The organism is Mesorhizobium sp. B2-3-10, assembly GCF_006442275.1.
Classification (GTDB): domain Bacteria; phylum Pseudomonadota; class Alphaproteobacteria; order Rhizobiales; family Rhizobiaceae; genus Mesorhizobium; species Mesorhizobium australicum.
This window is the reverse complement of sequence record NZ_VFVT01000004.1, coordinates 1-23879: the sequence shown is the minus strand read 5'-3', so window position 1 is coordinate 23879 and position 23879 is coordinate 1. Positions and strand designations below refer to the sequence as shown.

Here is a 23879-nt window from a genome sequence, read left to right as displayed (position 1 = left end):
GACGGGCCGGAGGGAGTGAGCGCAATGCGCTTGATGTCTGTTCTCATGACCTGCGTCTATTTGGTGGCTATGGAGACCGGAAGCTTGGCCTGCGAACGCGACAAGGGGACGCGTTTCCCCTTACGGATCGAATCTGGAAAGAGCTTTCCGGTCGACAAGGACGGCGATCCATTCTTGATGCATGGCGACTCGGCCTGGTCCCTCATCGCAGATCTGAAGGATGACGAAGCATACCTCTATCTTGAGGACCGCAAGGCTCGTGGTTTCAACACGGTGCTGGTCAACCTGCTAGAGCACCGATTTTCCCGCAACGCGCCCGCAAACGCATATGGCGAGAGACCATTCGCTGGCAACGCCGATTTCGCCGTTCCGAATGAGGCGTATTTTGCCCATGCGGACCGTGTCCTGCAGAAGGCATGCGACCTCGGTTTCCTGGTGCTGCTTGCCCCAGCCTATCTCGGCTATCGCGGTGGTATTGACGGTTGGTATCAGAACATGGCGGCTGCTGGGCCAGGAAGGCTTGCTTCGTACGGCCATTTCGTCGGACATCGCTACCGGCACTTCGACAATATCATGTGGGTCAACGGTGGCGATGATGATCCAGCGGACAAGGATCTGGTGAGGGCTGTTGCCAAAGGCATCCTTGACGAGGAGCCGGGCGCTCTTAGCACCATCCATGGCGCTCCCGAAACGCCACCATTTGATTTGTGGACTCACGAATCCTGGCTGAACGTGAACAACATCTACACATACGGCCCTGTCTACACTGCCGCGGTCAGGGAGTACGGCAGGGGTATGCCTTTCTTCCTGATTGAGAGCGCCTATGAGTTCGAAAGTGGTACCGACGAGTACCGGGTCCGCATTCAGGCTTACCAGGCGATCCTCTCGGGCGCCTTTGGCCACCTCTACGGCAACAACCCGATATGGCATTTCGGCGGGCCCGGTCTCCATCGGCAAACATTGGGGTGGAAAGAGGCTCTGAACAGCCCGGGGGCAAAAAGCATGGAGGTGCTTTTCGCCTTCGTCTCGTCGATAAAATGGTGGCTGCTCGAACCCGACGCCACGAACAGCTTCCTGGTCAACGGTATGAGCGCGGGCATGGAAAGGGCGGTCGCTGCGACCGCAAGGGACGGATCCTATGCTGTCGTCTACATGCCCGGCAACGGCCGCATTACAGTGGACCTGGCGCGGCTTTCGGCGGCTTCCGTCCGCGCTCGCTGGCGCGATCCGACCAGCGGAGAGGTGATGGATGTCGAAGGTTCTCCCTTCAAGGCGGAGCGCACGGTTTTCAAGCCGCCAGAGCTAAACAGCCGCGGATACAAAGATTGGATCCTGGAGCTGATAGCTCAAGGCCGCCCCGAAGCGCAAAGTCAATGACGCGCGATTGCGTGCAGCAGGCAACGCAAGGCAAGAAGTGCGCCGATTCCTCCGAAAGCATTAGACGAGCGCCACTGCAAAGGAGGTAAGCGCCGGCAACGCTTCCTCGAACGGGGAATCCTGGGCGTCCATTGGCGTTCTCCCCCGTTCCTTCAAGCCCAAGTAGCCTCCCGGATATCAATATCGGTTTGAGAAGAGGTGCGCGATGAAAGTCATGGTAACCGGCCATCAAGGCTATATCGGATCGGTGATGGTGCCGATGCTGCTTCGTGCCGGGCATTCGGTGACGGGCTATGACAGCGATCTCTACCGGCGCTGCACCTTTGCCGCTGGGGGCGAGCGGGCTTCAATTCCATCTATCCAAAAGGACGTCAGGGACGTGCATGCGCGCGACCTCGAAGGGTTCGATGCCGTCATCCACCTTGCGGCCCTTTCCAATGACCCGCTGTCCGACCTTGATCCGGACATCACCTATGAAATCAACCATAAGGGCAGCGTCCGGTTTGCAAAAGCGGCCAAGGACGCCGGCGTGTCGCGCTTCCTGTTCGCTTCGTCGTGCAGCAATTACGGACAGGCGGGCGACGGGATGGTCGATGAAACGGGCGAATTGAAGCCGGTAACGCCCTATGGTTGGTCCAAGGTCCTTTCAGAACGGGATATTTCCGAACTGGCCAGCAACAGCTTTTCTCCCACCTATTTCCGCCCCGCCACGGCCTATGGGCTCTCGCCGCGGCTCCGTTTCGACATCGTGTTGAACAATCTGGTCGCGTGGGCGGTCACCAAAGGCGTCATCCTGCTGAAGTCCGATGGAACACCGTGGCGGCCGATCGTCCACATCGAGGACATTTCCAGGGCATTCATTGCCGGGCTGGAGGCGCCCCGCGAGGCCATTCACGATCAAGCCTTCAATGTGGGACGAACCGACCACAATTACAGGATCCGGGACATCGCCGAGATCGTCGCCGAGATCGTGCCCGATTGCCGGCTTGAACTCGCGCCCGACGCCGGACCCGACAAACGCTCCTATCGGGTCAACTTCGACAAGATCGCGCTTGCCCTGCCTGCCTTCAGGCCACAATGGGATGCGCGCAAGGGTGCCGAGCAACTCTACCAGGCATACCGGAAGTCGAATGTCACGCTGGAGGAATTCGAGGGGCCGCGCTTCCAGCGTATCGGTCATATCAGGCATCTGTTGACCAGCGGACTTTTGGACGAGCGGATGCGGGTCGCTGGAGTATCCAAGCCATTGGAGGAGGCGCTCGGATAAGCTGGATGGAACACCTGAACCCCGCCGGGATCGGGCCGCCGCCGGCAACCGGAATCGGTCACGAGATTTATGGCCTGGCCGAACGTCTGTTTCCCATCTGCCGGAGCATCACGGGAAACGGCGTGCGAGCAACGCTGGATGTCTTGTCACAGCATATCGAGTTGGAACGGCACGAAGTGCCCACCGGGACGCAGCTGTTCGACTGGACCGTTCCAAAGGAATGGAACATACGCTCGGCAACCATCACAGGCCCGGACGGACATACGGTCCTCGATTTTGCGGACTCCAACCTGCACGTCGTCAACTACAGCTTGCCGTTCAAGGGGATCCTGACGCTCGCCGAACTGAGGCCGCACATTCATACGCTGCCCGATCAGCCGCAACTGATCCCCTACCGGACCAGCTATTACGCCCCGACCTGGGGCTTCTGCGCGGCCCACGTCCGTGTGGCTGACCTGCCCGACGGTTTCTACCATGTGGAGATCGACGCCGAGCTCGAGGACGGCAGTCTCACATACGGCGAATACCTGCACCGCGGTCAGACCGAGCGGGAGTTCCTCCTCTCGGCGCACATTTGCCATCCCTCACTTGCCAACGACAACTGTTCGGGCTTGGCGCTGCTGGCGATGCTGGCGAGAGGTCTCAAGGCAAGGAAGACACGGTACAGTTACCGCTTCCTATTCGCTCCCGGCACGATCGGCGCGCTCGCGTGGCTGTCGCGCAATGAGGACCGAACATGTCTCATCGACCACGGTCTGGTGCTGTCATGCGTTGGCGATTCAGGAGGCCCGGCATACAAGCGCAGCCGCCGCGGCGACGCCTTCATCGACCGAGCCATGTCCCACGTGCTGGGGCATCGCGCCGGGGCAAAGCTGATGGATTTCTCCCCATATGGTTATGACGAGAGGCAGTATTGTTCGCCGGGCTTCAATCTTCCGGTCGGCATGTTCCAGCGAAGCGTCCACGGCACATTTCCCGAATACCACACATCGGCCGACAATCTTGACTTCATCAGCCCAGAGCATCTCGAGGATTCCTTCCGCATCTTGATGGAGGTGATCGACATTGTCGAAGAGGACTGGACGCCGTTGAACCGCTTGCCCAAGGGCGAGCCGCAGCTCGGCAAACGCGGCCTTTATGCAGCCGTGGGAGGGCAGAAGTCGTCGGGGGCGACGTCGATGTCCCTGCTTTGGGTGCTGAACCTCGCCGATGGGCAGCATTCGCTCCTGGCCATGGCGGAGCGCTCGAACCTGCCCTTCAAGGAACTGGCCGCCGCTGCGAAACTGCTGTTCGAACATGAGCTCCTGGTAGCCTTATGAGGCCGTTACGGTTCGCCGTCTGACAAGGGGCCAACTTTTGTCCCTTTCCGACATGGCTGTCGGCATCAAGGGCCATGCGATGGAAAAGGTGGGGTCATTGTAGAGGACGCCGGTCGACGCGTTGGGCGTATAGAACTGTGATATGAGATACGAGACCTCGGTGCCGTCGGTTAGGGTCTGGAGGCCGTGGGCGAAGCCGGCAGGGATATAGAGCTGCTTCATGTTTTCGGAAGTCAGCTCGAAACCAAGCCACTTGTAGCGTGTCTGCGAATTCGGACGCAGGTCCACAACGACGTCAAAAATCGCGCCGCGGACACAGGAGACCAGCTTGACCTCTGCGTAAGGCTCCTCCTGGTAGTGCAGCCCCCTGAGAGTTCCCTTTTTGATCGAATGAGCCCGGCTGTGCTGGACAAAGCGCGTCGCCAGACCACAATCGGCCATCTCCTTCTCACAGAAAAGGCGGGTGAAAGAACCACGGTCGTCAAGCATGGGAGTAGGCTCGATCACCCAGACCCCTTGAAGCTCCGTTTCGGTGAACTGCATGCCTTGACTCCCCGGCGCCGAGCGAGACTGCCGCATCAATTGTCAGCGTCGCCAGCCCACGCTGTAAGGGCTACCTAAGCCTTAGCTGGCCTCTCCGATAGCGGTATGTGCGGATGAAAGCTGACTACCCGTTCGGCGAGCCTGGCGTCGGGATCACCGCCGCCGGCTCGCTATAAGGATTAACGCGCCCGACGGATTGGCAAATCGAAGCGGAGAGGGCCGGATCCTAACCTGCCGTCATGTGCCTACTCAGGCGCGGCAGGCATGGGTTCTGCGGAGCGGACCCGCGGGTTAGGTAGAAGACAGGAGCGGGGAAATGAACATTCAGCCTATCGAAACCGTTCGCGGTCACAATGCGGCAAGCCGGAATGTCGGTTGCAGGCTCTGCGGGTCGCGCCTGCGCCACACATTGGTCGATCTAGGCATGTCTCCACCTTGCGAAAGCTTCCTGCAGGCCGAGCAGCTTGACCAAATGGAAGCTTACTATCCTCTCAACGTGCTTGTCTGCGACACCTGCTACCTGGTGCAGCTCAAGGAGTATCTGAGCCCCGAGACCATTTTCAGCGAGTATGCCTATTTCTCTTCGTTCTCCTCCAGCTGGGTGGCTCATTCGAAAGTGTATTGCGAGGCCATCACCAGACGGCTTGGGCTTGGCCGTGACAGTCTTGCGGTCGAGCTCGCAAGCAACGATGGTTACCTGCTGCAGCACTTTCTGCCACTGGGCGTTCCTGTACTGGGCGTCGAACCGGCAGCCAATGTTGCGCGCGCCGCGATCGAGAAAGGTGTGCCCACCCGGGTCGACTTCTTCGGGGTTCGGTTGGCAAATCAGATGATGAGCGAAGGACATTGCGCCGACCTCATCATTGGCAACAACGTCCTGGCGCAGGTGCCGGACCTCAATGACTTCGTCGCCGGGATGAAAATCCTGCTCAAACCTCAGGGGGTGGTCACGCTCGAGTTTCCACATATCGAGCGGCTGATGGCGGAGAATCAGTTCGATACCATTTATCATGAGCACTTTTCATATTTCTCGCTGCTGACGGTCGAACTGATGGCGGCGCGCCACGGATTGCGGCTGATCGACGTCGAGGAGTTGCCCACCCATGGCGGCTCGCTGCGCGTCTATCTCGCCCATGATGGCAGTCGCTGGGGCGTGGATGACAGGGTGGGCAAACTTCTCGCCCGAGAAAAGCGGCACGGGCTAACGGAGATGATTACCTATGCCTCCTTCGGTCACAAGGCGCAGCGCGCCAAGCGCGACCTGTTGGCCTTCCTTATCTCGGCCAAAAACGAAGGGAAGAAGATTTGTGGCTACGGCGCTCCAGGCAAGGGCAACACGTTGCTCAACTACTGCGCTATCGGCACCGACTTCCTTGACTTCACGGTCGACCGTAACCCTTACAAGCATGGTCGCTTCACACCGGGGATGCATATCCCGATCAAGTCCGTCGACGCCATCGACGAAGTCCGGCCAGATTACATCCTCATCCTACCGTGGAACCTGAAGGACGAGATCATCGAACAGATGCGCCATGTCGCCTCCTGGGGTGCAAGGTTTGTGGTCCCAATTCCCTTTGTGGCGGTGATCGATCCATCGGAGTTAGGCAGATGAAAGTTGTCCTCTTCTGCGGCGGTCGCGGAACCCGGATCCGCGACTATTCCGACAGTATACCCAAGCCGATGATCCCGCTTGGCCATCAGCCGATCCTGCGCCACGTGATGCAGTGGTACAGCGATTATGGACATGACGAATTCGTCTTGTGCCTGGGCTACAAAGCCAATGTCATCAAGGATTTCTTCCTCAACACACGGCCGCAGACGTTTTCCGATTGCGTGGTCACGCAGGGAGGTCAAGACGTGAAACTGCTCGGAGACCAGGTCAAGGACTGGAGCATTACCCTGCTTGATACCGGGGTCTGGCGCAATATCGGCGAACGCCTCTGGGCGGCAAGGGACCAGGTTAAGAACGAGAAGATGTTCCTGGCCAACTACTCCGATGGTCTGACCAACGTCGATCTCGACGACGTGGTGGCGAAATTCGAAGCCAGCGGCAAGATCGGTTGTTTTCTCGCGGTGCGCGCACCACTGACATACCATTTGGCCGATATCGCGGAAGACGGTCGCGTGCGTGAGTTCCGCACAACAGATACCTCGGAGATCTGGATCAACGGCGGCTACTTCCTGTTCCGCCCGCAAATCTTCGACTATATGCGCGATGGCGAGGAGCTCGTTCTGGAACCTTTCAGACGACTGATCGACGACAACATGCTCATGGCGTACAAACATGATGGCTTCTGGCGATCGATGGATACGCTGCGCGATTGGCAATCGCTCGAAGACATGGTCGAACGGGGCGACATGCCCTGGAATAGAAAAGTTACCGCCGAGAAAACCAGGCGCGGTCTGGTGATGGCCGCTTCATGAGAGGGCTTGGCCTCGCACGTGGCGGGGAGGAACTCTCGATCCTCTGCCTTGGCGCCCATTCCGATGACATCGAGATCGGCGCCGGCGGCACTATCCTTGGCCTGATCGCGTCGGGGGTGAAACTGGACGTCCACTGGTGTGTGCTGAGCGCCGGCGGCCAGCGGTCGGTCGAGGCCCGCGCTTCGGCCGAAGCGTTCCTGAAAGGATCGAAGTCGTCCGTAATCGACATCGCGGATTTCGAGGACAGCTATTTCCCGGCCCATAGCCGGGCGATAAAGCAGCGGTTGATAGATCTAAGATCTCGCGTCCATCCCGACCTGGTGCTGACCCATGCGAGGTTCGATGCCCATCAAGACCATCGGGAGGTCAATCAACTGACCTGGAATGTCTTTCGCGATCATCTTGTGGTCGAATACGAAATTCCCAAATGGGATGGCGATCTTTGCCAGCCAAATGCCTACGTGCCGCTCTCTGCCGCAGTGTTGGGACGCAAGATCGAGCTCCTGCAACAGCACTTCGGCACGCAGCGCTCCAAGGACTGGTTCGACCGCGACACATTCGCGGGGCTGGCGCGATTGCGCGGGATGGAGTGCAGGGCGCCGGAACATTTCGCCGAGGCATTTACACTCAGAAAAGCCAGACTTCTTTAGCGGATTTCCGTCACGATCTGCTTGAGGGCTTGCCTGAGCCAAGGGGGCACATGGTTCCTGGAGAAGACTTCGGGTCGGGCTTTGCCTCCACGAGCCATCCTCGACGTTGGTGGCGATCTTCGCACGACACTTTTGGCGCACCGCGCTCTGCCAGATCGGGGTTACCGGCTCATGAAGTGGGTACGAGCCCGCGGGTTTCTGATTGCCGTTTGGTCTCACTGCTCGCTGGCCGAGAATTCTGTGAGACCGCCGGTGTCTGGGCCTGTGCATCGCCATTGTTGAAGCGACGAAACACGATCTGCGAGGGACGGCCGACCAAAAATTGGCTTGCTCCCGAATCCAGGGCCTTGGCGTACACGCCCAGAGCACCATCGACGGCGTCTATGGTTTTCATGACGGCCGCGTCGTCGTGCGTGTAGCTGACGACGAGAGATGGCATGAGGACACCACGCTTGATCGTCTCCTGCAGGAACAGGGAACGGTATGTCTGTGAGGGCTTGCCGTCCTGGTCAAGCGTGGCGTAGGCGAGACAGCTGGGGCGGCCGACAACTTTGAAGTGCCGATCCAATCCATGGCGTCTGGAAACCTCCGTGATACCTTCCTTCAATTTCGTTCCCTGACGGTGCAGGTGTTCGATGACGGACTGGTCCTGATAAACCCGCATGGTCGCGATGGCCGCGGCAAGCGCGTGGGTTTCCGCACCATGCGTGGTCGACAGCAGAAAGACACGGGGGCGATCCGTATGCTCGAGCCCACCCAGCCGCATATATTCGCGTTTGCCTGCCAGGGCGGAGACCGAAAAACCATTGCCAAGAGCCTTGCCGAATGTCGACAAGTCCGGTTCGATGCCATAGAGCCTTTGTGCTCCCGCTGCATGCCACCTGAACCCGGTGATCATTTCGTCGAGAATGAACAGCGCGCCATTTTCCCGGCAAAGCCGGTGGACATTATGCAGGAAGCCGTCGACCGGATCGTCGCCACGGGAAGGTTCCAGGATCAGAGCGGCCACCTTACCCGGGTGCCTGTCGAACAAATCCTTGACACTAGCGATGTCGTTGTACCGGAATGTGAGGGTCAGGTTTTGAACCGCTTCTGGAATTCCCGCATTCATCGGTGTGGTGCCAATGAACCAATCGTCTGTCGAAAAGAAAGGGTGGTCGGCGCAGCACGCGACGAGATCGCGACCCGTGTAGGCGCGGGCAAGGCGGACGGCGCCTGACGTCGCGTCCGATCCGTCCTTGCAGAATTTTACCATCTGCGCACCGACGAGTTCAAGGAAGGTTTCGGCGCAGTCAACTTCGATCCTTGCGGGGCGCGTGAAGTTGGCTCCGCCTGCTAGCGCCGCCTCCACCGCCCTGAGCACCGTTGGGTATGCATGCCCCAGCCCGACGGAACGGTTGCCCATGCCGTATTCGATGTATTGGTTTCCATCGACATCCCAGACGTGGCACCCCAGACCACGTTCGATAAAGCCCGGCGCGAGAACGGGATACTGATCCTCGCCTTTGGCGTAGGTGTGGCTGCCGCCCGGGATCAGCTCGCGGCCACGTTCTTGAAGGTGTCCCGATTTGCGAAAACAGAGGCTTTGCTCAGGCATGCGGACTGCTCCAGTTCGACAGAAAGTCTAGATGTCTGAGCCTGGATTTTCGCGTTCTCCATAAGGTCACCGGTTTAGCACTTATGGTGGATGGAAGGGGCGATTGTACGGACTTGTGCGGCAAACGCGCCAACCGACAAGCAGCATCAAGGCGCAAGCGAATGAGTTCGCGCAGCGTTGCCTGCTGCCGGGAGCAGCTAATCCTGCGTAGGTTGGGTGAACTAGGCTCAACGCTGGAACATGGGGGAACAGTCCGGCAAGTCCTAAACGCTCACGATATTGCGCCGCGGCTGCCGCGAACTACGACCCCTCACCCGCGGACGACCCGGGAATTCCCGGTGATCCTGCCAAATAGCCGCCCCCTACGTGATCACGCCATTCACGGAAAAGAGGCTTATGGTAAACAGCTAGCAGCGGTCGATTCCCCCGGGATGTAGCCGCCCAGAATGAAGCCCGCCCGGGTCGCTACCGTGGCGGGCTTTTCGTTGACCGCGACCCGCTTGGTGCGTTCGCTACATAAGACCGCGATCGTACATTGAGGGAAGGCGGCTTGTGATTGCGATCACCGTTCAGCCGCAGCTCCTTCCGCGAAGAGATCATTGACCTTGTATGCGACTTCCGTGCGGTTGGTCGCCTTGAGCTTTTTCATGATGTTGCGGATGTGCACCTTCACCGTGCTTTCGCGCAGGTTCAGTTCAAAGGCGATGATCTTGTTGGCCTTGCCGCGTCGGAGCGCCTGCGCGACCTCAGCCTGCCTGAGCGTGAACATGCCGGTCAAAGGCGCATCACGGCTGCCTGAATCTATCAGGTGCCGCATAGACAGAACGCTACTTGCCGGAACGAAAATGCCTCCCGCTGCCGCAAGATTGATTGCCTCGACACAGACATCGATCCCTACAGAGGTTGGAATGTAGCCACGCGCGCCACATTCGAGAGCCGTCAGTATCTGTGCGAGGTCTTCGGTGTCCGCCAAAATCACTACGGGCACCGACTTGAATTCGCTCGAAATTCGCCTGATCTGGTCCGCGATACCCTGGTCAGTGACTTTCCGGCCACCTAGGTTGAAGAGAATGGCTGCAAGGGTCATCCCCTCTTTGGCGCGCCATTCGGCAATCGATCCCATGGCTTCGACGGCCATGCCGAGATCGTGGTCTTCCAGAGCCGATGCGAGACATTCGCGGTCGAGCGCCCTTCCGTCCAGGATGAGCAGACATTCCCTGCCTGCTCGTTGCACCATTCCCGCTCCGCCCGACGGGATGTCTGCCTGCTCTGCCGAAGTATATTTATGCATTCCTACTGTGGAGCCCATACTCTTACCCACCCTTTTACCACGCGATCCGCCCTGCGGCGGCCAATTAGCCCCTCACTCTGCAGTTCTTCAGAAATTGAAAAATAGCGCCCGCCGTTTTGGGAGCTTCAGCTGGAATTCGCCCAGCCTTGCACCCACTGCTGTTCCCTGTTCCCAATCCCAACCAGAACAACCTGAGCTTATGGGCTATTTATGAGCCGGCGCTAACTTAGATTAACATTTAGTTAAATTTTTGAATCTGCGAAAAACACTAACGGCTAACCCCGCCGCGGGCGCTACGGTGTTAGGTAAAACATGCGAGCTGGCCAGTCGCGGATGTGTTGTGGAGCGTCTGAATACCGCACGACATCGCAACGCTGCGAAGGTGAACCCATCCGAAGACGGCTGGCCTCGGCGGTCCTCATCCCATAGGCGTAGCCGACTGCCCCTCCGGCAGTCAAAAGCCATGTATCACCAAAGCATCGGTTGATTGCATAGGCGCCGCCACTGTCATCTAAGCGCCTGCTTCGCGCAACGCTCAACCAAAGGACGGCGTAGGGCAGCTCCCTGGCGCTCCTTGGACGCTGTGGCAAATGCCAGCTCGTTTGGTCGGGAAGGGGAAGGCAAATCCGCCAGCATCCCTAGCGGACACGAGGTCCGAAGCAGCACACGGTGCCGCAGCACTTAGACCGACAGAGCTACGCCATGTATAGCTCGGGCTCAGGCGGTCCCCTGGGGATCATTCTCGGTCAGCCAAGATGCGTCCAGAACAGGTCCGGCATTCTGGACATCGGCTTCGAAGGCGTCGATCAACCTTTTGGCGGCTTTGCTGGCGATATGGCTCTCAGGGTAGGTGGCCTTCACGGCCCGTGCACACTCGTAAACCTCCTTGAGTTTCCTAACCTGCTTGAGCCCTAACGCGCGATATACTCCATGGCTGGTCATATCGCCTCTCCTCCCTGTAGTGGAATTCTCCGCTGCCCGGCCTACTATGCGTCTGCATTGACAGAGAGTTTCCTGGCTGAAAGCAAAAAACTGCGTGCGACTGTAGTAAGGTCGTCGGCTTCCCGGGTCGAGGCGTTCTTTAGGGGGCCCGCCGGAACCAGGGCTTAGCCATTCGCGGGAGGGTACGACCCGCTTCGCGCCTCCGTCGCAGACCTGTTTGTTCTCGAATTGTGCTCAGGTGCATGTTCTGGCGCGACGTTGATGGGGACATTCGATCACTCAACGCCAAGCGCTTTTGAGCGCACGCCACCACCTTGATTATCAAGGCCACGGAAGTGACGTCAGGACGAGCATTGGCGCGCTCTACCATCGCCGGTGGAAGGCTACCCCCTTTGACTCACTTGCTCAGCACATCCAGCTGTCGAAAGATTAGCGATCGGACAGCTCGCTGTATCCGCGTCACAGGGCCAAACCAAGCGGGAACTCGTCGGCATGCAGGTGTCTCTGCCGGGACTGCTAATATGCGCGGCTATTTTGGTCACGTCCTACTATTCAAGGGGAATGCTGATCATCGGCTTGATCGCTTCCCAGGCTTTCGGCGCGACGGCCGTCATGACACTGAGCTTTCTGGGCGGGTCATCTCCATTGATCTATACCATGTTCGCGGCCTTGCTTGTCACGACCGTCGCTGCAAGACGTCGCATATGGCTTGATCTTGGACTCGTGTTCGGAAGCATCCGGACGGTCTGGATCCTGACAAGCCTCATGTTGTACGCAGTCATCGGATCATGGTTGTTTCCGAGATTCTTTGCGGGACAGACCGCCGTATTCGTGCAGGCCAAGACCCGCGGCATAGTCATAGAAGATTCCTTGGCGCCGGTTTCCGGCAACATCTCTCAGACCGGCTATTTCGTCCTTGGTGGACTCGCCGCTATAGCGCTTTGCGCCCTGCTGCTGCACTCCGACCGGATCGACCAGGTCCGGCGCGGCTTCTTCTTGTGGTGCGGTCTCCACACGGGGATGGGAGTCTTCGATTTCATCAGCAAGACGGTGGGCGCGGGAGACCTGCTGGGCCCGATCAGAACCGCCAACTACGCGATCATATCGAACGCGACGGAGGCCGGATTCGTGCGGATCACCGGACCTTTTTCGGAGGCCTCTTCATTCGCCAGCGTTTCCCTCGCCTGCCTGGCATTCTGCTACAGCTACTGGAGAAAGACGAAATCACCGCTGGCCAAATGGCTGGCTGCCATCCTGCTCTTCCTGTCCATTCTGTCGACTTCATCGACGGCCTATGTCGGGCTGATACTGCTATGCATCCCGGTTGCTTTGTCGATGCTGGGCTCGATCCTGAGGGGAAAGGTCGAGGGCGAAGAGATCCTGATAATGGCTCTCTTGGTGTTGGGCGGGACAGCCATGTTGGGCATAAGTCTTTACAAGGCCGAGGCGTTTGACCCGTTCGTCAGGCTGATCAACAGCACCATCATCAACAAAGCCGATTCCGCCTCGGGCCATGAACGCACCTATTGGAATGTAAAGAGCCTGCAGTCGTTTCTCGATACCAGCGGCCTGGGCGTGGGGTTCGGCAGCTCAAGAGCATCGAGTTGGCCGATCGCTGTCCTTTCCCAGTTGGGTTTGTTCGGGTCGCTGATGATGGGTGTCCTGCTGTGTGTCCTGGCTAGGGGGCTGGGGGCGGTTCGGCAATGGGTGGCCCCAGAAACAGACGCCGTCGTGGCTAGCGTCAGGAATGCTGCCCTTGCAAGCATAATTGCCATTTCGGTATCGGGCGGCAGCGCTGATCCAGGCATCCTCTTTTTCATTGCACTTGCAGTCGTTTGTGCCACGAGAGTCAGTGCTCGGCGCGGCATTGCCGCATTCGAGCGATCTAGCCCGGCGTCCGGCGACGGTGCGGCCAAAGTCGTGTACTCCGGTTCCGCCGAGTTGGCTTTGCGACGGCAAAGGTTGCTGGCAATGTGTCAGGGCCCGGTGATGTTCAAAATGGATGGGGATGTTGACTAACCGGCGAGTCTGGGCTCGATCGCCCTTGGCTGGGGCGCCGGTCGCCTGGCAAGGAGAGGAGGGTTGCCGCCAAAAGCTGGTCGCAGCCTGCAGGCTGTGCCGGACAGGTGCAACACGCTGGCGCCACAATCCTGCCTGACCTCACCTGCGCATCCGACGGCTACATCGTTGCGGGGCAGCTCATCCGTGCGAAGCTGATGCCGGTTTTGGGGATTTTCAGAAGACTTTTATATTGCAATCAATATTTGCTTCCATCACGGGCCTACGGCTTTCGTCGGATACGACTACCGAAAGCTTGCTTTGCAACTCGCCCTGAACTTCGTCCTGTGCCATGGCGACCAGCATTCTGACTGCGTCTACCCGGGCCTCAAGCGCACCGACGTAATGGGTGCCCTCGGTGTCGGGAAAATGGGATTTGCCGTCCCGGACATCGAAAAAAAACAGTGGCATTTTGCATCCGCGCTTAACAACAAACCGCTCGTCAAAGCGGGGTTTTGCATCTTGCTCACGGCTGCTTAGGGCATTCGCCCACAAGATTCTAGCAACCGCAGATGGTCAACCGGAGACGGTTGTGGAGAACTCAAATCCGGTTGATCACAAAATGTTAAAAAGGTTCGATTGGCCGACAAAACCGTTTCCCGAGACTTCGCCTTCTGCACCGTCGGGAAAGCGACAGCCATCGCCTTTTCAAAAGCAGTGTCGGCCCGCTAAGGCCGCAGCAGGCGTCGAGCCTGAGCAGGCTCAACCAAACTGATAGATAGGCCTGAGGAACGGTTCCGGTAAGCTACCGCCTCGACAAGCGCATTCGTGTCGTTTTCATCTGCGGAGTTTCCTTTCGTGCCTCTGAATTTCATTGCCGAAGCCCGGCCCAACACCTTCGCGTTTGAAACCTCTGCGCTGATCAAGGCATGCGGCTTCAGGGAATATGACGCGCGCTGGTGGTTTGGCCAGGTCGCGCCCGAACTCAACCTGATCGGCGTCCAGGCGTTGGGTATGGGGCTCGGCACGATGATCCGCCGTCTCGGGGTTGGGCCAGACATCGTCACCGGACATGATTTCCGTTCCTATTCGCTCGGCATCAAGCTGGCGTTGGTTTCCGGGCTGATGGCGACCGGCGCACGGGTGAAGGATATCGGTCTGGCGCTGTCGCCGATGGCCTATTTCGCGCAGTTCGCGCTCGATACGCCGTCGGTGGCCATGGTCACGGCCTCGCACAACGAGAATGGCTGGACCGGCGTCAAGATGGGAGCGGCGCGGCCGCTGACCTTCGGCCCCGAGGAGATGAGCGCGCTGAAGGCGATCGTGCTGGCCGGCGATTTCGACCTTACCGGCGGCGGCACCTATGATTTCGTCGACAATTTTCGCGCCACCTATCTTGACGATGTGACAAGGGACAAGCGCATCACACGAAAGCTGAAAGTGGTCGCCGCCTGCGGCAATGGCACTGCTGGCGCCTTCGCACCTGAGGCGCTGGAACGCATTGGCTGCGAGGTGATCCCGCTCGATGTCGAGCTTGATCATACGTTTCCAAACTACAACCCCAATCCGGAAGACATGCAGATGCTGCATGCCATCCGAGACAAGGTGCTGAAGACCGGGGCCGATGTCGGGTTGGGATTCGATGGCGACGGCGACCGCTGCGGCGTCGTCGACAATGAAGGCAAGGTGATCTTCGCCGACAAGGTCGGGGTCATGCTGGCACGCGACATTTCCAGCCAATATCCGGGTTCGACCTTCGTCGTCGACGTCAAGTCGACCGGACTGTTCAACACCGACGCGGTGCTGCGCGCCAATGGCGCTGTTACCGACTATTGGAAGACTGGCCATTCCTACATCAAGCGCCGGGTTGCCGAACTCGGCGCGATCGCCGGCTTCGAAAAATCGGGCCATTTCTTCTTCAACCCCCCAATCGGGCGCGGCTATGACGACGGACTGGTCACGGCAATCGCCATGTGTCAGATGCTGGACCGTAACCCGGTCAGTTCGATGGCCGATCTCTACGGGGCACTGCCGCTGACCTTCGGCACGCCCACAATGTCCCCGCACTGCGCCGACGATGTGAAGTATGGCGTGGTCGAGCGAGTGGTCTCCGATTTTCAGGCGATGAAGCGGGACGGCGACAGTTTCGCTGGCCAAAAGATCGGCGACCTCGTCACCGTCAATGGCGTGCGCGTCGTTGCCGAGGACGGTACCTGGGGCCTGGTGCGCGCCTCGTCGAACAAGCCGGAACTGGTCGTGGTCGTCGAAAGTCCGGTCTCGTCCGAGCGTCGCCGGCAGATGTTCGATGCCGTCGATGCCGTGCTGCGCCGCAGTCCGGAAGTCGGCGCCTACAACCAGACTTTTTGACAGGGCCAAGCGGCGAGAATGGCGGCTTGGTGCAACTGATTATTGCAAAGTGGGACGACGGGCTCTTGCATCCTCAGGCTCCAGGGCAGGCTCTGCCGGGGTTCGCAGCGTCAAAGCTGTGCCGTAATGGGCCACCCGCAAATGGTCCCTCAATTGCATCTCCCATCCAGCGTCAGGGGTGAACCTTGGCGAGCGCTGGGATAACCATCATGATTTCAAACACACCGCGGCTCGGCTGCAACAGGTGCAAACTTGCTCTTGTCGGCGATGAGACACGACCATCGAATGTCCTGAGATGCCCTGGGTGTGGGGCTTCAGACACGTGCGAGAATGTGATGCTGGAGATTGACGAGAGGCGAGCCGAGGCACTTTCGCGCGCCCTTTGCCGCCCAGAAATGCGGGGGGTAAGAACGGGTCGGCCAAAAGTGTACCGTTTCGCGCTTCTGTTTGGGACAGGGCGGCTCGTGCGAGCCGACGTCAAAGACGGGCAGTAGCATCGCGCCGGCGGTCGGCCCTTGCCAGGCCGACAGCAAACGCCAAGATCAGGTGCTTCTGGCGACCTGGTCGGGAGCCGTAACGGCAAGCTGTACTCCTCGACTGCCAAATTGTCTGTTCAGACCCTTCTTCAAGCGAACGATATCTGGTCAGTATGCAAGCTGTATGTAACCATCTGTACAGAGCAATTTAGGTAACGGCCCGCACTGCGGTCCATGGCAGCTGCCGGAAGTAGGCGCGACTTCAGAATTCGTCGGAGGCTCTTAGTCCGTAAGACCTACTTGGATATTTGCCAGACTATGATGCATCCTGAGGCCACAAATGGTCCTTGGCCCGGTCACCTCAGTGCTGAGCTAGTGGCACTCTGACTACGGTCGTCGAAACGGAGCTCAACAATGACGCCCAAGCGCTTCACCCGCCCGGTTCAGGTAATTGTGGGACTTGGCTTTGCGCATGAGGTGTCATCTGTCATGGATGCCTATCAGCTTCTCGACGAATGGGTCGGGTTCCGCAGCCCAACACATGCGGCCACACTTGCGCTTTTCCGGTCTGCCCTTGCAGACGACGAAGATGCTGAAACGGCTCGCCTTGCCTTTGAGGCATTTGCTCGATCTCGGGGCATTCTCGCCGCGGAGGAAATCGTGTCCTCTGGTGGTGCTGCAGAAGAGTGGATGACAGCCTATGACAGACGGTCAGAAGTCGTGGTTGATGGCTAGTGCACGGTGGCCAACAGTGACTTCGGTTTTGGGAAGGCGACACGCATAAGACCTACGTAAAGCGCGTCGCCTGAAATCCGTCTCGACGCGAAGCGCTTCAGGCGATGACCGCAGCGGTCACCCCGGTGGCTTGCAAGCTCTGGACGTGTCCGCACGAGGCCACCTCAGCGGGCGATCGCGCCACGAGCCTGACGGTTTGTTGACAAAATCGGCAAAGCTCAACCAGATATGGGCTCGGCGAGTTCGTCGGCCGCTTCACTGACGCCGCAGGCAGCCGCGCGCTCGAGCCAGACCCGGCCGGCCGCGGGGTCGCACTCCCCGGCCAGGCCATTGACGAGGTAACGCCCAAGCATGAGCTGGGCTTGGCCATGACCACGCCCGGCAGCGGCGGCGAACCATTTCTGCGCCGCCTTGTGGTCAACCGGCAGGGCCTGGCCAGCACCGTACAGCGCACCTAGCGCAAACATCGCCCCGGCGTGGCCGTCGAGAGCGGCCTGCTTGAACAACTGCGTTGCGACCTCTGGCTCGCGGGCGCCACCGCGCCCGTTGAGCAGCATCTCGGCAAGCGCGACCTGTGCGTCGAGGACGCCGGCTTTGCCCGCCCGACCAAACCAGAGGCGGGCCTGCCTTGGATCCGTCGCCACGCCGCGGCCATCCTGGAGGAGGCGGGCATACATATATTGCGCCTCCGCGACACCTTCGGCGGCCCGCCTCAGCCACTGCGCCGCTTGTGCCTCGTCCTGGCGCACGCCAACGCCGTTGGCGAAGCAAAGCCCGAGATTGAATGCTGCAATCAGGTCGCCCGATGATGCGGCGGCCTCGAACCAACCGGCAACGCTTGCGCCGTCGTCCGGCTCGCCGGCTCCTCCGAGGACGAGATTGGCGAGGTCGATCTGTGCGTCCTGATTGCCGGCATTGGCAGAGGCGCGCAGCCAGCGTGCTCCCTCTTCGACGTCCTCAGCCACACCATTCCCCGTCAGGTAGAGAGAGGCCAGGGCGCGGGCGGCGGCCTGGTGACCCGCTTCGGCCGCCCGCCGATACCAGTTTGCCGCTTCCGCAAAATCGGGCCGCTGGTTTTTCACGTAGCGATCGCCCAGGAGATAGGCGGCCTCGCTGTTGCCGGCCAAGGCGGCACTGCGCATCCAGGCCTCGCCGGCAGCGGGATCATGGTCGACGAGGCCACCATCAATCAGTGCCAAGCCCAGCCGGAACTGGGCGGAGGGAAGGCCCTTCTCTGCGGCGGCCTGATAGAGTCGAGCGGCGGCCGCCAGGTCGCGTGAGACGCCGAGCCCGTGCTCGGTGAGGACCGCCAGAAGATAGGTTGCGGTCGGCAGGCCGGCGTCGGCCGCGCGCCGCACCTCGGCCGCAATCCTGACCCGGTGTTCGCGATTGCCACGCCGGGCGAGCGACAGGGCAAGACCAAGACATCCTTCGGCACAGCCGGCGGAAGCCGACTTCTCGTACCAGTGATGCGCCGCATCTGCGTTGCGCATCGGCTTGGGGCCGCTGGTGAGGATATAGCCAAGGATCGCCTGTCCGGTTGGCGAGCCCGCCTCGGCCGCCTTGGTGGCCAGTTCGAAGGCTGCCGTGAAGTCCGGTTCGCCTGGGCGGTCGCGTTTGAACAATTCTTCCGATCCGGCGCCTTTACTGGCGGCTTCCGCCGGGACCAGCCCGGTCACGTAGAGTGCGGCAAGGAGCGCCTGCGCATCGGCGTTGCCGTGATTGGCTGCCCGCAGCAGCCAACGCGCGCCTTCCACACGGCTGGGCGGCACACCCGCTCCCTCGAGATAGCAACGCGCGACCCGGTATTCGGCCTCGACCATTCCCGCACGCGCGGCTATCGCCACCAGCGGAAAGGCTTCAGCTGGTTTGCCGGCGTCGAAAAGCTGGATAGACCGGCGCAACGCTGCCGCCGGGGAGACGCGTCCAGCCAGCCGATGCAGAATTGTCATCGATCCCGAACCTCTGATTGCTCCGATCCTCTATGGCTCCCGCATTGCTTCCTGGCTGACCGGGAGCATCACTGCGAGTATGTACTTGAGCACAGTACGCCGACCGACCTTGACGTCGGCGGTCACCGGCATTCCGGGGCTGACGGTGAAGCCGGCAGGCACGCCGTGAAGAGCGACCTGATCGATGGATATGCGCACGCGATAGAACGGCTCGGCGTCGGAAGGCAGCATGGCCAGCGAGCTGTTCGGATCGCGGGCTTGCTCCTGGGCAGAAAAGGAATCCGGGCTGAGCGTCCGCACGGTGCCATGCGCGAGCCCGTATTGCGAATAGGGGAAAGTGTCGAACTTGATGACCACCTGGTCGCCGACATGGACGAAGCCGCTGCTGCGGCCGACGATGTTTGTCTCGATCTCGAGCGGCGCGTTAGCCGGTACAAGGGTGATCAAGCGCTCTCCGGACTGCAGTACCGAACCGACCGAGACCTTGGCCACCGATTGGACGGTGGCGTCGGCTTCACTCTTCAATTCAACCAACTGCTTGCGCAGCTTTGCCTTGTTGAGAAGTTCGCGCGCGTCGGATATCCGCGAACTCGCCTCCGAGAGACTTTGCGAGACATCGGCTCGCCATCCCTGAATGTAGCCGTCGCGCTCGGCGGCCACGGCCTGCTGCTGGAGCCTTGCGGCTTGGGCCGTCTGCTCGGCATTGCCAAGCGACCGGGACATTTCGGCGCGATTGTCTTCGGCCAGCAGTGTGTTGAGGCGGCTGCCCACCTGCCGTGCTTCGAGCTGCTTGCGCATCTGTTCGATCGAGGACGCCACAGTGAGCCGCTGGCGGTAGCCGTCGGCATCCGACAGCGAACGCGAGATCACGGAACCGAGTTCGTCGCGCTGGCGGTCGAAATTTTCGACCTTGGCGTCGTAGACCGCCTTGCGGCGCTCAAAGATCGATGCCTGCAGGGTCCAGCTTGGGTCCAGACCATCATAGTTGAAGATCTTGCCGACTGCTTCAGCCTTCAGGCGCGCCACTTCGGCTTCAAGCGTCGAAACCTGCATCGCAAGCGCCGCCAGGTCGGCTGAAGCAAAGGTCGCATCGAGGCGAGCAAGCACTTGACCGGCCTGAACGTGCTGTCCTTCACGAACGTCGATCGAACGCACGATCGCCGTCTCCAGCGGCTGCACCAGGATGTTGGGCGCGTTTGACACCACCAGCCCCCTTGCCGTCACAACCTGATCCACGGGTATTAGTCCTGCCAGGGCGATCAGCGCCAGGACCAGGGTCGCAATGATCCAGACGATGCCGCGCGCCGTGCGCGGAATGGGTGCATTGGTGACGGCGCTCGACGGCCACTGGAACTCAAGTATGGCCGGGGTTGTCGGATCCCTCGTTTCCATCCGCTGCCGCCGGGCGGGGAGGGCGATGAGCGAGGTGCTACTCATGGGTTACCAAACCTGAAGCGTAGATTGTCTTGGCATCGTCAAACCAACCGCGGCGGTATGGCGACCGGACGGCCTTGGCGTCCATCGAGGTGCCGGTTTTGCTGCGACCACAGCTGGCGATAGAGCGTGCATCGGTCGAGCAGCGTCGCGTGCGGCGCGACGTCGAGCACCTTACCCTGATCCATGACCAGGATGTTGTCGCATTCTGTCAGCGAGGACAGCCGGTGCGAAACGATGATCATGGTGCGCCCGCTGGCGATGCGCATGAGGTTGGCGCTGACCACTGCCTCGCTCTCGGGGTCGAGCGCGCTGGTCGCTTCGTCGAGGATGAGGATTGTCGGATCGTGGATGAGGGCGCGCGCGATCGCCAGCCGCTGCTTTTGACCGCCTGACAGATTGGGCGAGCCTTCCTCGATGTAGGTGTCGTAACCATTGGGCATCCGCTCGATGAATTCCTGGGCACCGGCGAGATGCGCGGCACGCATGGCGTCGGAAAGCGTCAGCCCTGGGCGCCCGGCGATGATGTTGTCACGGATCGAGCCGCGGAACAGAAAATTGTCCTGCAGCACCACGCCGAGCCCTTGGCGAAGATGGCGCAGGTTGATCTCCTTGAGGTCGACGCCATCAAGCTTGAGGAAGCCGCTGTAGTCACGGTTGATCCCCTGCAGGAGGCGCGCGATGGTCGATTTCCCCGACCCGCTGCGCCCGACAATGCCGAACATGGTGCCGGCAGGGATGTGGAAGCTGACCCGGTCAAGCGCGGGCGTCTTTGTAGCGATATAGCTGAAGGTCAGGTCGCTGAACGCCACCTCGCCGACGAGCTTGGGTCTCAGGCCGGTGGAATTCGAGCTGCTCTCCAGCGGCCGGTTGAGAACCGACGCTGCCTCGCCGATCGCCGCACCGACCTCCTCATAGTCCTCAACCAGTCGCGCCAGGCCGACCAGCGGCTGCGCCACGCGCTGGGAGATCATCATGAAGGCGAACAGGCTGCCGACCATGTAGCCGGAGCGGTCGTTCATGGCGAGATAGGCGCCGATCAGCATGGTGCCGAGCACCATCACGCGTTCGATCGGCGTGACCAAGGTCTGCGGCCAACTGGCGAGCTGGCCGAAGGCGAGACGGGCCTTTCCCGCTTCCGCCACCCGTTCATCCCAGAGCGCCTTGCGCTGCGGCTCAAGGCCGAGCGCCTTCACCGTCTTGATGCCGACGACAGTTTCGCCGAGCGCCGCCGACTTCCAGGTCTCGGCTTCGACCACCCGTTGGTACCTACGGCGCAGCGGCTTGAGATAGGCAAGGATGATCAGCATGATCACGACCGCGCAGGCCACCACGATCCAGGCCAGCGTGGCGTTGATATAGAACATTACCGGCACCAGCACGCACAGCGTGATCAGATCCAGGAACGTGCTGAGGAGCTTTCCGGTCAGGAATTCGCGGATACGATAGACCTGGGCGAGGTGATACATCGTCTCGCCGGCCGGATGGCGCTCGAAATAGTCGAGCGGCAGGCGCAGCAGCCGGCTAAAGACGTGCAGATGCAGCTTGGTGTCGAGACGGGCGCCGACGACGTTGATGATCAGCCGCCGCGCATGGCCAAGCAGGGTCTCGTAGACGAAAACCACGGCAATCACCGCGGACAAGAGCACCAGAGTGGACAGGCTGTTGAACTGCAGCACCTTGTTGACCAACGTCATGACCATCAGCGGCGGCAAGATGGTAAGGACACTCAGCGTGAACGAGGCGATGGCGATGTCGCGCAGGGGGCGGCTTTCGAGCCGCACCAGTTCGGCCAGCCAGTGCAGGGTGAAAGGCGCGTCCGCTGCCACATGCGACCGAGTAGGGCGCAGCAGCACGGCCTCGCCCGTCCACACCTGGGACAGCCGCAGCTCGTCGACGGCGGTGACCTCGCCGTCGTCTGGCGCGTCAGCACTTTTGAGGAAGACGACGTTGCGCTCGGCACTCGCGCCGGTAAGGAGACCCGCGCCGCCATCGTTGAACAACAGGACGACCGGTCCGGTGTCCTGGAAGCGCAAGAGGTGGGCCCAGCGGATGCGTATGGCGCGCGACCACATACCGGCGTTCTGCGCCCACTCGGAGAGATCGGCGGCGCTCGGCACCGGGTTGGCCGTCCTGAATTCCGAGGGGTCGAGTTCGACGCCGTGATAGCGGGCGGCCCGCAGTACGGCCTTGAGGCGCGCCCCGAGCTGGTCGAGCTCGGCGGGACCGCCGGGCGCATTCTGGCCGTCCGCCTGGTCCGCCGCAGCCTCGACCTCGGTCCCGGCGCGGATCCGGAGCGGCTGATTGTCGGCATTTACGGGAACGTTTACCACAGGCTTCTCATCCGGTACGCAGCGCCAACGATCCACAAGGCCCAGGGCCGAGGCGTTTCTGCCGAGGTTCCTGGCAATGGCGCACTGTACTCCGAACTGATCGGGAGCGCGACTCTCATGGCTTTTCCTCTTTCGAGATGATGAACGCGCGGGGTGCCGATTTCCAGCGAAGCCCGCGCGTCCTTTTCAACCTTGACCAGCTACCGTCGAGTCCGTTCGCCGCTCACTCATGTGGCTTCAAGAGATCCTTCAGGGTCGTCTTGACGGTGTGGTCGTTGCTGGCGTAGCCGGCGCCAGGCTTAGTCTGGTCGGAGGTAAGATCCGTGCTCGCCCCCGTCGGCTTGTTTTGGTTCTGACCAGATCCGCTGATCGTCTTGAGGACGTTGAGCAGGTCTGTCGTCACCGATGTGGCTGCAAGCCCGATCAGGTTGCGAAACGACGCTTGGCCGCCGGGGTCATTGCCGTTGCCGGCCGAGCTCGACGGCAGGAATTGCGTCGTGTCCTTGAGCCCCAGCGTGCTCGCCGTGACGTTGGCTTTGGAACCGCCGTTTCCGTTGCCAGAGTTGCCCTGCCCCTGGTGTGAGCTGTTGTCGGCATTGTTATGATCGCCGGAATTACCCGGCGCGGGCTGTTCTCCGTTGCCGTGGCCGTTATTGGCATGACCAGTGTCACCACCACCCGAACCGGTTCCTCCGGTCGGGCCTGTCGTCCCTGTCGGACCAGGCGAGCCGGTCGGACCGGTTGCTCCGGTCGAGCCAGTCGACCCGGTGGCGCCTGTCGAGCCTGTGGCACCCGTCGAGCCGGTGGCACCTGTCGCGCCTGTTGCACCCGTCGAGCCAGTCGCACCTGTCGACCCTGTGGCACCGGTCGAACCAGTGGCACCTGTCGACCCTGGGGCACCGGTCGAGCCAGTGGCACCGGTCGAGCCAGTCGCGCCGGTCGAGCCTGTTGCACCGGTCGAGCCTGTCGCGCCGGTTGCACCGGTATGACCCGTCGCACCAGTGGAACCCGTGGCACCGGTTGAGCCAGTGGCTCCGGTTGCACCGGTATGACCTGTCGCACCGGTCGAACCCGTAGCACCCGTCGAGCCAGTCGCTCCCGTTGAGCCCGTGGCGCCTGTTGCCCCTGTCGAGCCAGTCGCTCCGGTCGAACCTGTCGCTCCAGTTGCTCCGGT

The 23879-nt window shown here is 60.7% G+C and carries 17 protein-coding genes and 1 pseudogene; 9 read left to right on the top strand and 9 right to left on the bottom strand.

The window, feature by feature from the left end:
• The first annotated feature begins 24 nt into the window (after positions 1-24).
• The 3 genes from FJ943_RS12805 to FJ943_RS12795 all read left to right on the top strand — a co-directional run bounded on the left by FJ943_RS12805 (position 25) and on the right by FJ943_RS12795 (position 3963).
• Positions 25-1377 carry a DUF4038 domain-containing protein gene (locus FJ943_RS12805; protein WP_181174546.1) on the top strand — a complete coding sequence of 451 codons (1353 nt, stop codon included), beginning with the start codon at positions 25-27 and terminating at the stop codon, positions 1375-1377.
• Between the two features lie 205 nt (positions 1378-1582).
• Positions 1583-2644, top strand: coding sequence for an NAD(P)-dependent oxidoreductase (locus tag FJ943_RS12800; protein ID WP_140722003.1), 1062 nt, complete (start codon positions 1583-1585; stop codon positions 2642-2644).
• Between the two features lie 5 nt (positions 2645-2649).
• Positions 2650-3963, top strand: coding sequence for a DUF4910 domain-containing protein (locus tag FJ943_RS12795; RefSeq protein WP_140722000.1), 1314 nt, complete (start codon positions 2650-2652; stop codon positions 3961-3963).
• On the opposite strand, the gene rfbC is transcribed toward FJ943_RS12795, so the two are convergent.
• Entirely contained in the window at positions 3958-4506 is a 549-nt protein-coding gene (rfbC, locus tag FJ943_RS12790; protein WP_140620160.1) for a dTDP-4-dehydrorhamnose 3,5-epimerase, read from the bottom strand. The genes FJ943_RS12795 and rfbC overlap by 6 nt on opposite strands.
• Positions 4507-4822: 316 nt before the next feature.
• Here rfbC and FJ943_RS12785 point away from each other — a divergent pair, with 316 nt between their 5' ends.
• Genes FJ943_RS12785 through FJ943_RS12775 form a run of 3 tightly spaced genes read left to right on the top strand, consistent with a single transcriptional unit; the run spans position 4823 to position 7580 of the window.
• A complete protein-coding gene (locus tag FJ943_RS12785; RefSeq protein WP_140721997.1) occupies positions 4823-6118 on the top strand; it encodes a class I SAM-dependent methyltransferase in 1296 nt (431 codons plus the stop codon).
• The gene (locus FJ943_RS12780) at positions 6115-6930 is read left to right on the top strand and encodes a sugar phosphate nucleotidyltransferase (RefSeq protein ID WP_023774755.1); all 816 of its coding nucleotides are present in this window, start codon (positions 6115-6117) and stop codon (positions 6928-6930) included. The genes FJ943_RS12785 and FJ943_RS12780 overlap by 4 nt, the downstream gene beginning before the upstream one ends.
• Positions 6927-7580: a PIG-L deacetylase family protein gene (locus FJ943_RS12775; RefSeq protein ID WP_140721994.1), complete on the top strand. Its 654-nt coding sequence runs from the start codon at positions 6927-6929 to the stop codon at positions 7578-7580. Before FJ943_RS12780 ends, FJ943_RS12775 begins: the two co-directional genes overlap by 4 nt.
• Positions 7581-7749: 169 nt before the next feature.
• Here the strand turns inward: FJ943_RS12775 and FJ943_RS12770 are convergent, their stop codons facing one another.
• The 3 genes from FJ943_RS12770 to FJ943_RS12760 all read right to left on the bottom strand — a co-directional run bounded on the left by FJ943_RS12770 (position 7750) and on the right by FJ943_RS12760 (position 11410).
• Positions 7750-9177 (bottom strand): glutamate-1-semialdehyde 2,1-aminomutase, encoded by a 1428-nt coding sequence (locus FJ943_RS12770; RefSeq protein WP_140721991.1) that lies wholly within the window; start codon positions 9175-9177, stop codon positions 7750-7752.
• 562 nt (positions 9178-9739) lie between these two features.
• Positions 9740-10414 carry a response regulator transcription factor gene (locus FJ943_RS12765; RefSeq protein WP_224720486.1) on the bottom strand — a complete coding sequence of 225 codons (675 nt, stop codon included), beginning with the start codon at positions 10412-10414 and terminating at the stop codon, positions 9740-9742.
• A gap of 771 nt (positions 10415-11185) precedes the next feature.
• Positions 11186-11410 (bottom strand): hypothetical protein, encoded by a 225-nt coding sequence (locus tag FJ943_RS12760; RefSeq protein WP_140620151.1) that lies wholly within the window; start codon positions 11408-11410, stop codon positions 11186-11188.
• A gap of 492 nt (positions 11411-11902) precedes the next feature.
• Between FJ943_RS12760 and FJ943_RS12755 the strand changes: the two genes are divergently transcribed.
• Complete coding sequence (locus tag FJ943_RS12755; RefSeq protein ID WP_181174545.1) at positions 11903-13429, top strand: hypothetical protein; 1527 nt, start codon at positions 11903-11905, stop codon at positions 13427-13429.
• Positions 13430-13645: 216 nt separating this feature from the next.
• On the opposite strand, the gene FJ943_RS12750 is transcribed toward FJ943_RS12755, so the two are convergent.
• A complete protein-coding gene (locus FJ943_RS12750; RefSeq protein WP_023781630.1) occupies positions 13646-13879 on the bottom strand; it encodes a hypothetical protein in 234 nt (77 codons plus the stop codon).
• A 387-nt stretch (positions 13880-14266) separates the two neighbouring features.
• Between FJ943_RS12750 and FJ943_RS12745 the strand changes: the two genes are divergently transcribed.
• Together FJ943_RS12745 and FJ943_RS12740 are read left to right on the top strand one after the other, a co-directional pair.
• Positions 14267-15775 (top strand): phosphomannomutase/phosphoglucomutase, encoded by a 1509-nt coding sequence (locus FJ943_RS12745; protein ID WP_140721985.1) that lies wholly within the window; start codon positions 14267-14269, stop codon positions 15773-15775.
• A gap of 890 nt (positions 15776-16665) precedes the next feature.
• A complete protein-coding gene (locus FJ943_RS12740) occupies positions 16666-16986 on the top strand; it encodes a DUF982 domain-containing protein (RefSeq protein WP_140721982.1) in 321 nt (106 codons plus the stop codon).
• A 218-nt stretch (positions 16987-17204) separates the two neighbouring features.
• Here the strand turns inward: FJ943_RS12740 and FJ943_RS12735 are convergent, their stop codons facing one another.
• From FJ943_RS12735 to FJ943_RS29810, 4 genes and pseudogenes are all read right to left on the bottom strand, one after another.
• Positions 17205-18809, bottom strand: coding sequence for an SEL1-like repeat protein (locus tag FJ943_RS12735; protein WP_224720487.1), 1605 nt, complete (start codon positions 18807-18809; stop codon positions 17205-17207).
• 159 nt (positions 18810-18968) lie between these two features.
• On the bottom strand, positions 18969-20330 hold the full coding sequence (locus FJ943_RS12730) for an HlyD family type I secretion periplasmic adaptor subunit (RefSeq protein ID WP_246671863.1): 1362 nt from the start codon (positions 20328-20330) through the stop codon (positions 18969-18971).
• Between the two features lie 83 nt (positions 20331-20413).
• Positions 20414-22705, bottom strand: coding sequence for a peptidase domain-containing ABC transporter (locus tag FJ943_RS12725; RefSeq protein ID WP_140721973.1), 2292 nt, complete (start codon positions 22703-22705; stop codon positions 20414-20416).
• Between the two features lie 223 nt (positions 22706-22928).
• A pseudogene (locus FJ943_RS29810) lies at positions 22929-23879 on the bottom strand (hypothetical protein); the annotation flags it as partial.

What these genes read in the sequence shown, in the direction of transcription:
- FJ943_RS12800 (WP_140722003.1), top strand. Translation starts at nt 1,583, where the DNA reads ATGAAAGTCATGGTAACCGGCCATCAAGGCTATATCGGATCGGTGATG.
- FJ943_RS12765 (WP_224720486.1), bottom strand. Translation starts at nt 10,414, where the DNA reads ATGGTGCAACGAGCAGGCAGGGAATGTCTGCTCATCCTGGACGGAAGG.
- FJ943_RS12755 (WP_181174545.1), top strand. Translation starts at nt 11,903, where the DNA reads ATGCAGGTGTCTCTGCCGGGACTGCTAATATGCGCGGCTATTTTGGTC.
- FJ943_RS12730 (WP_246671863.1), bottom strand. Translation starts at nt 20,330, where the DNA reads ATGGAAACGAGGGATCCGACAACCCCGGCCATACTTGAGTTCCAGTGG.
- FJ943_RS12805 (WP_181174546.1), top strand. Translation starts at nt 25, where the DNA reads ATGCGCTTGATGTCTGTTCTCATGACCTGCGTCTATTTGGTGGCTATG.
- FJ943_RS12785 (WP_140721997.1), top strand. Translation starts at nt 4,823, where the DNA reads ATGAACATTCAGCCTATCGAAACCGTTCGCGGTCACAATGCGGCAAGC.
- FJ943_RS12775 (WP_140721994.1), top strand. Translation starts at nt 6,927, where the DNA reads ATGAGAGGGCTTGGCCTCGCACGTGGCGGGGAGGAACTCTCGATCCTC.
- FJ943_RS12740 (WP_140721982.1), top strand. Translation starts at nt 16,666, where the DNA reads ATGACGCCCAAGCGCTTCACCCGCCCGGTTCAGGTAATTGTGGGACTT.
- FJ943_RS12780 (WP_023774755.1), top strand. Translation starts at nt 6,115, where the DNA reads ATGAAAGTTGTCCTCTTCTGCGGCGGTCGCGGAACCCGGATCCGCGAC.
- FJ943_RS12770 (WP_140721991.1), bottom strand. Translation starts at nt 9,177, where the DNA reads ATGCCTGAGCAAAGCCTCTGTTTTCGCAAATCGGGACACCTTCAAGAA.
- FJ943_RS12735 (WP_224720487.1), bottom strand. Translation starts at nt 18,809, where the DNA reads ATGGTCGAGGCCGAATACCGGGTCGCGCGTTGCTATCTCGAGGGAGCG.
- FJ943_RS12795 (WP_140722000.1), top strand. Translation starts at nt 2,650, where the DNA reads ATGGAACACCTGAACCCCGCCGGGATCGGGCCGCCGCCGGCAACCGGA.
- rfbC (WP_140620160.1), bottom strand. Translation starts at nt 4,506, where the DNA reads ATGCAGTTCACCGAAACGGAGCTTCAAGGGGTCTGGGTGATCGAGCCT.
- FJ943_RS12750 (WP_023781630.1), bottom strand. Translation starts at nt 13,879, where the DNA reads ATGCCACTGTTTTTTTTCGATGTCCGGGACGGCAAATCCCATTTTCCC.
- FJ943_RS12760 (WP_140620151.1), bottom strand. Translation starts at nt 11,410, where the DNA reads ATGACCAGCCATGGAGTATATCGCGCGTTAGGGCTCAAGCAGGTTAGG.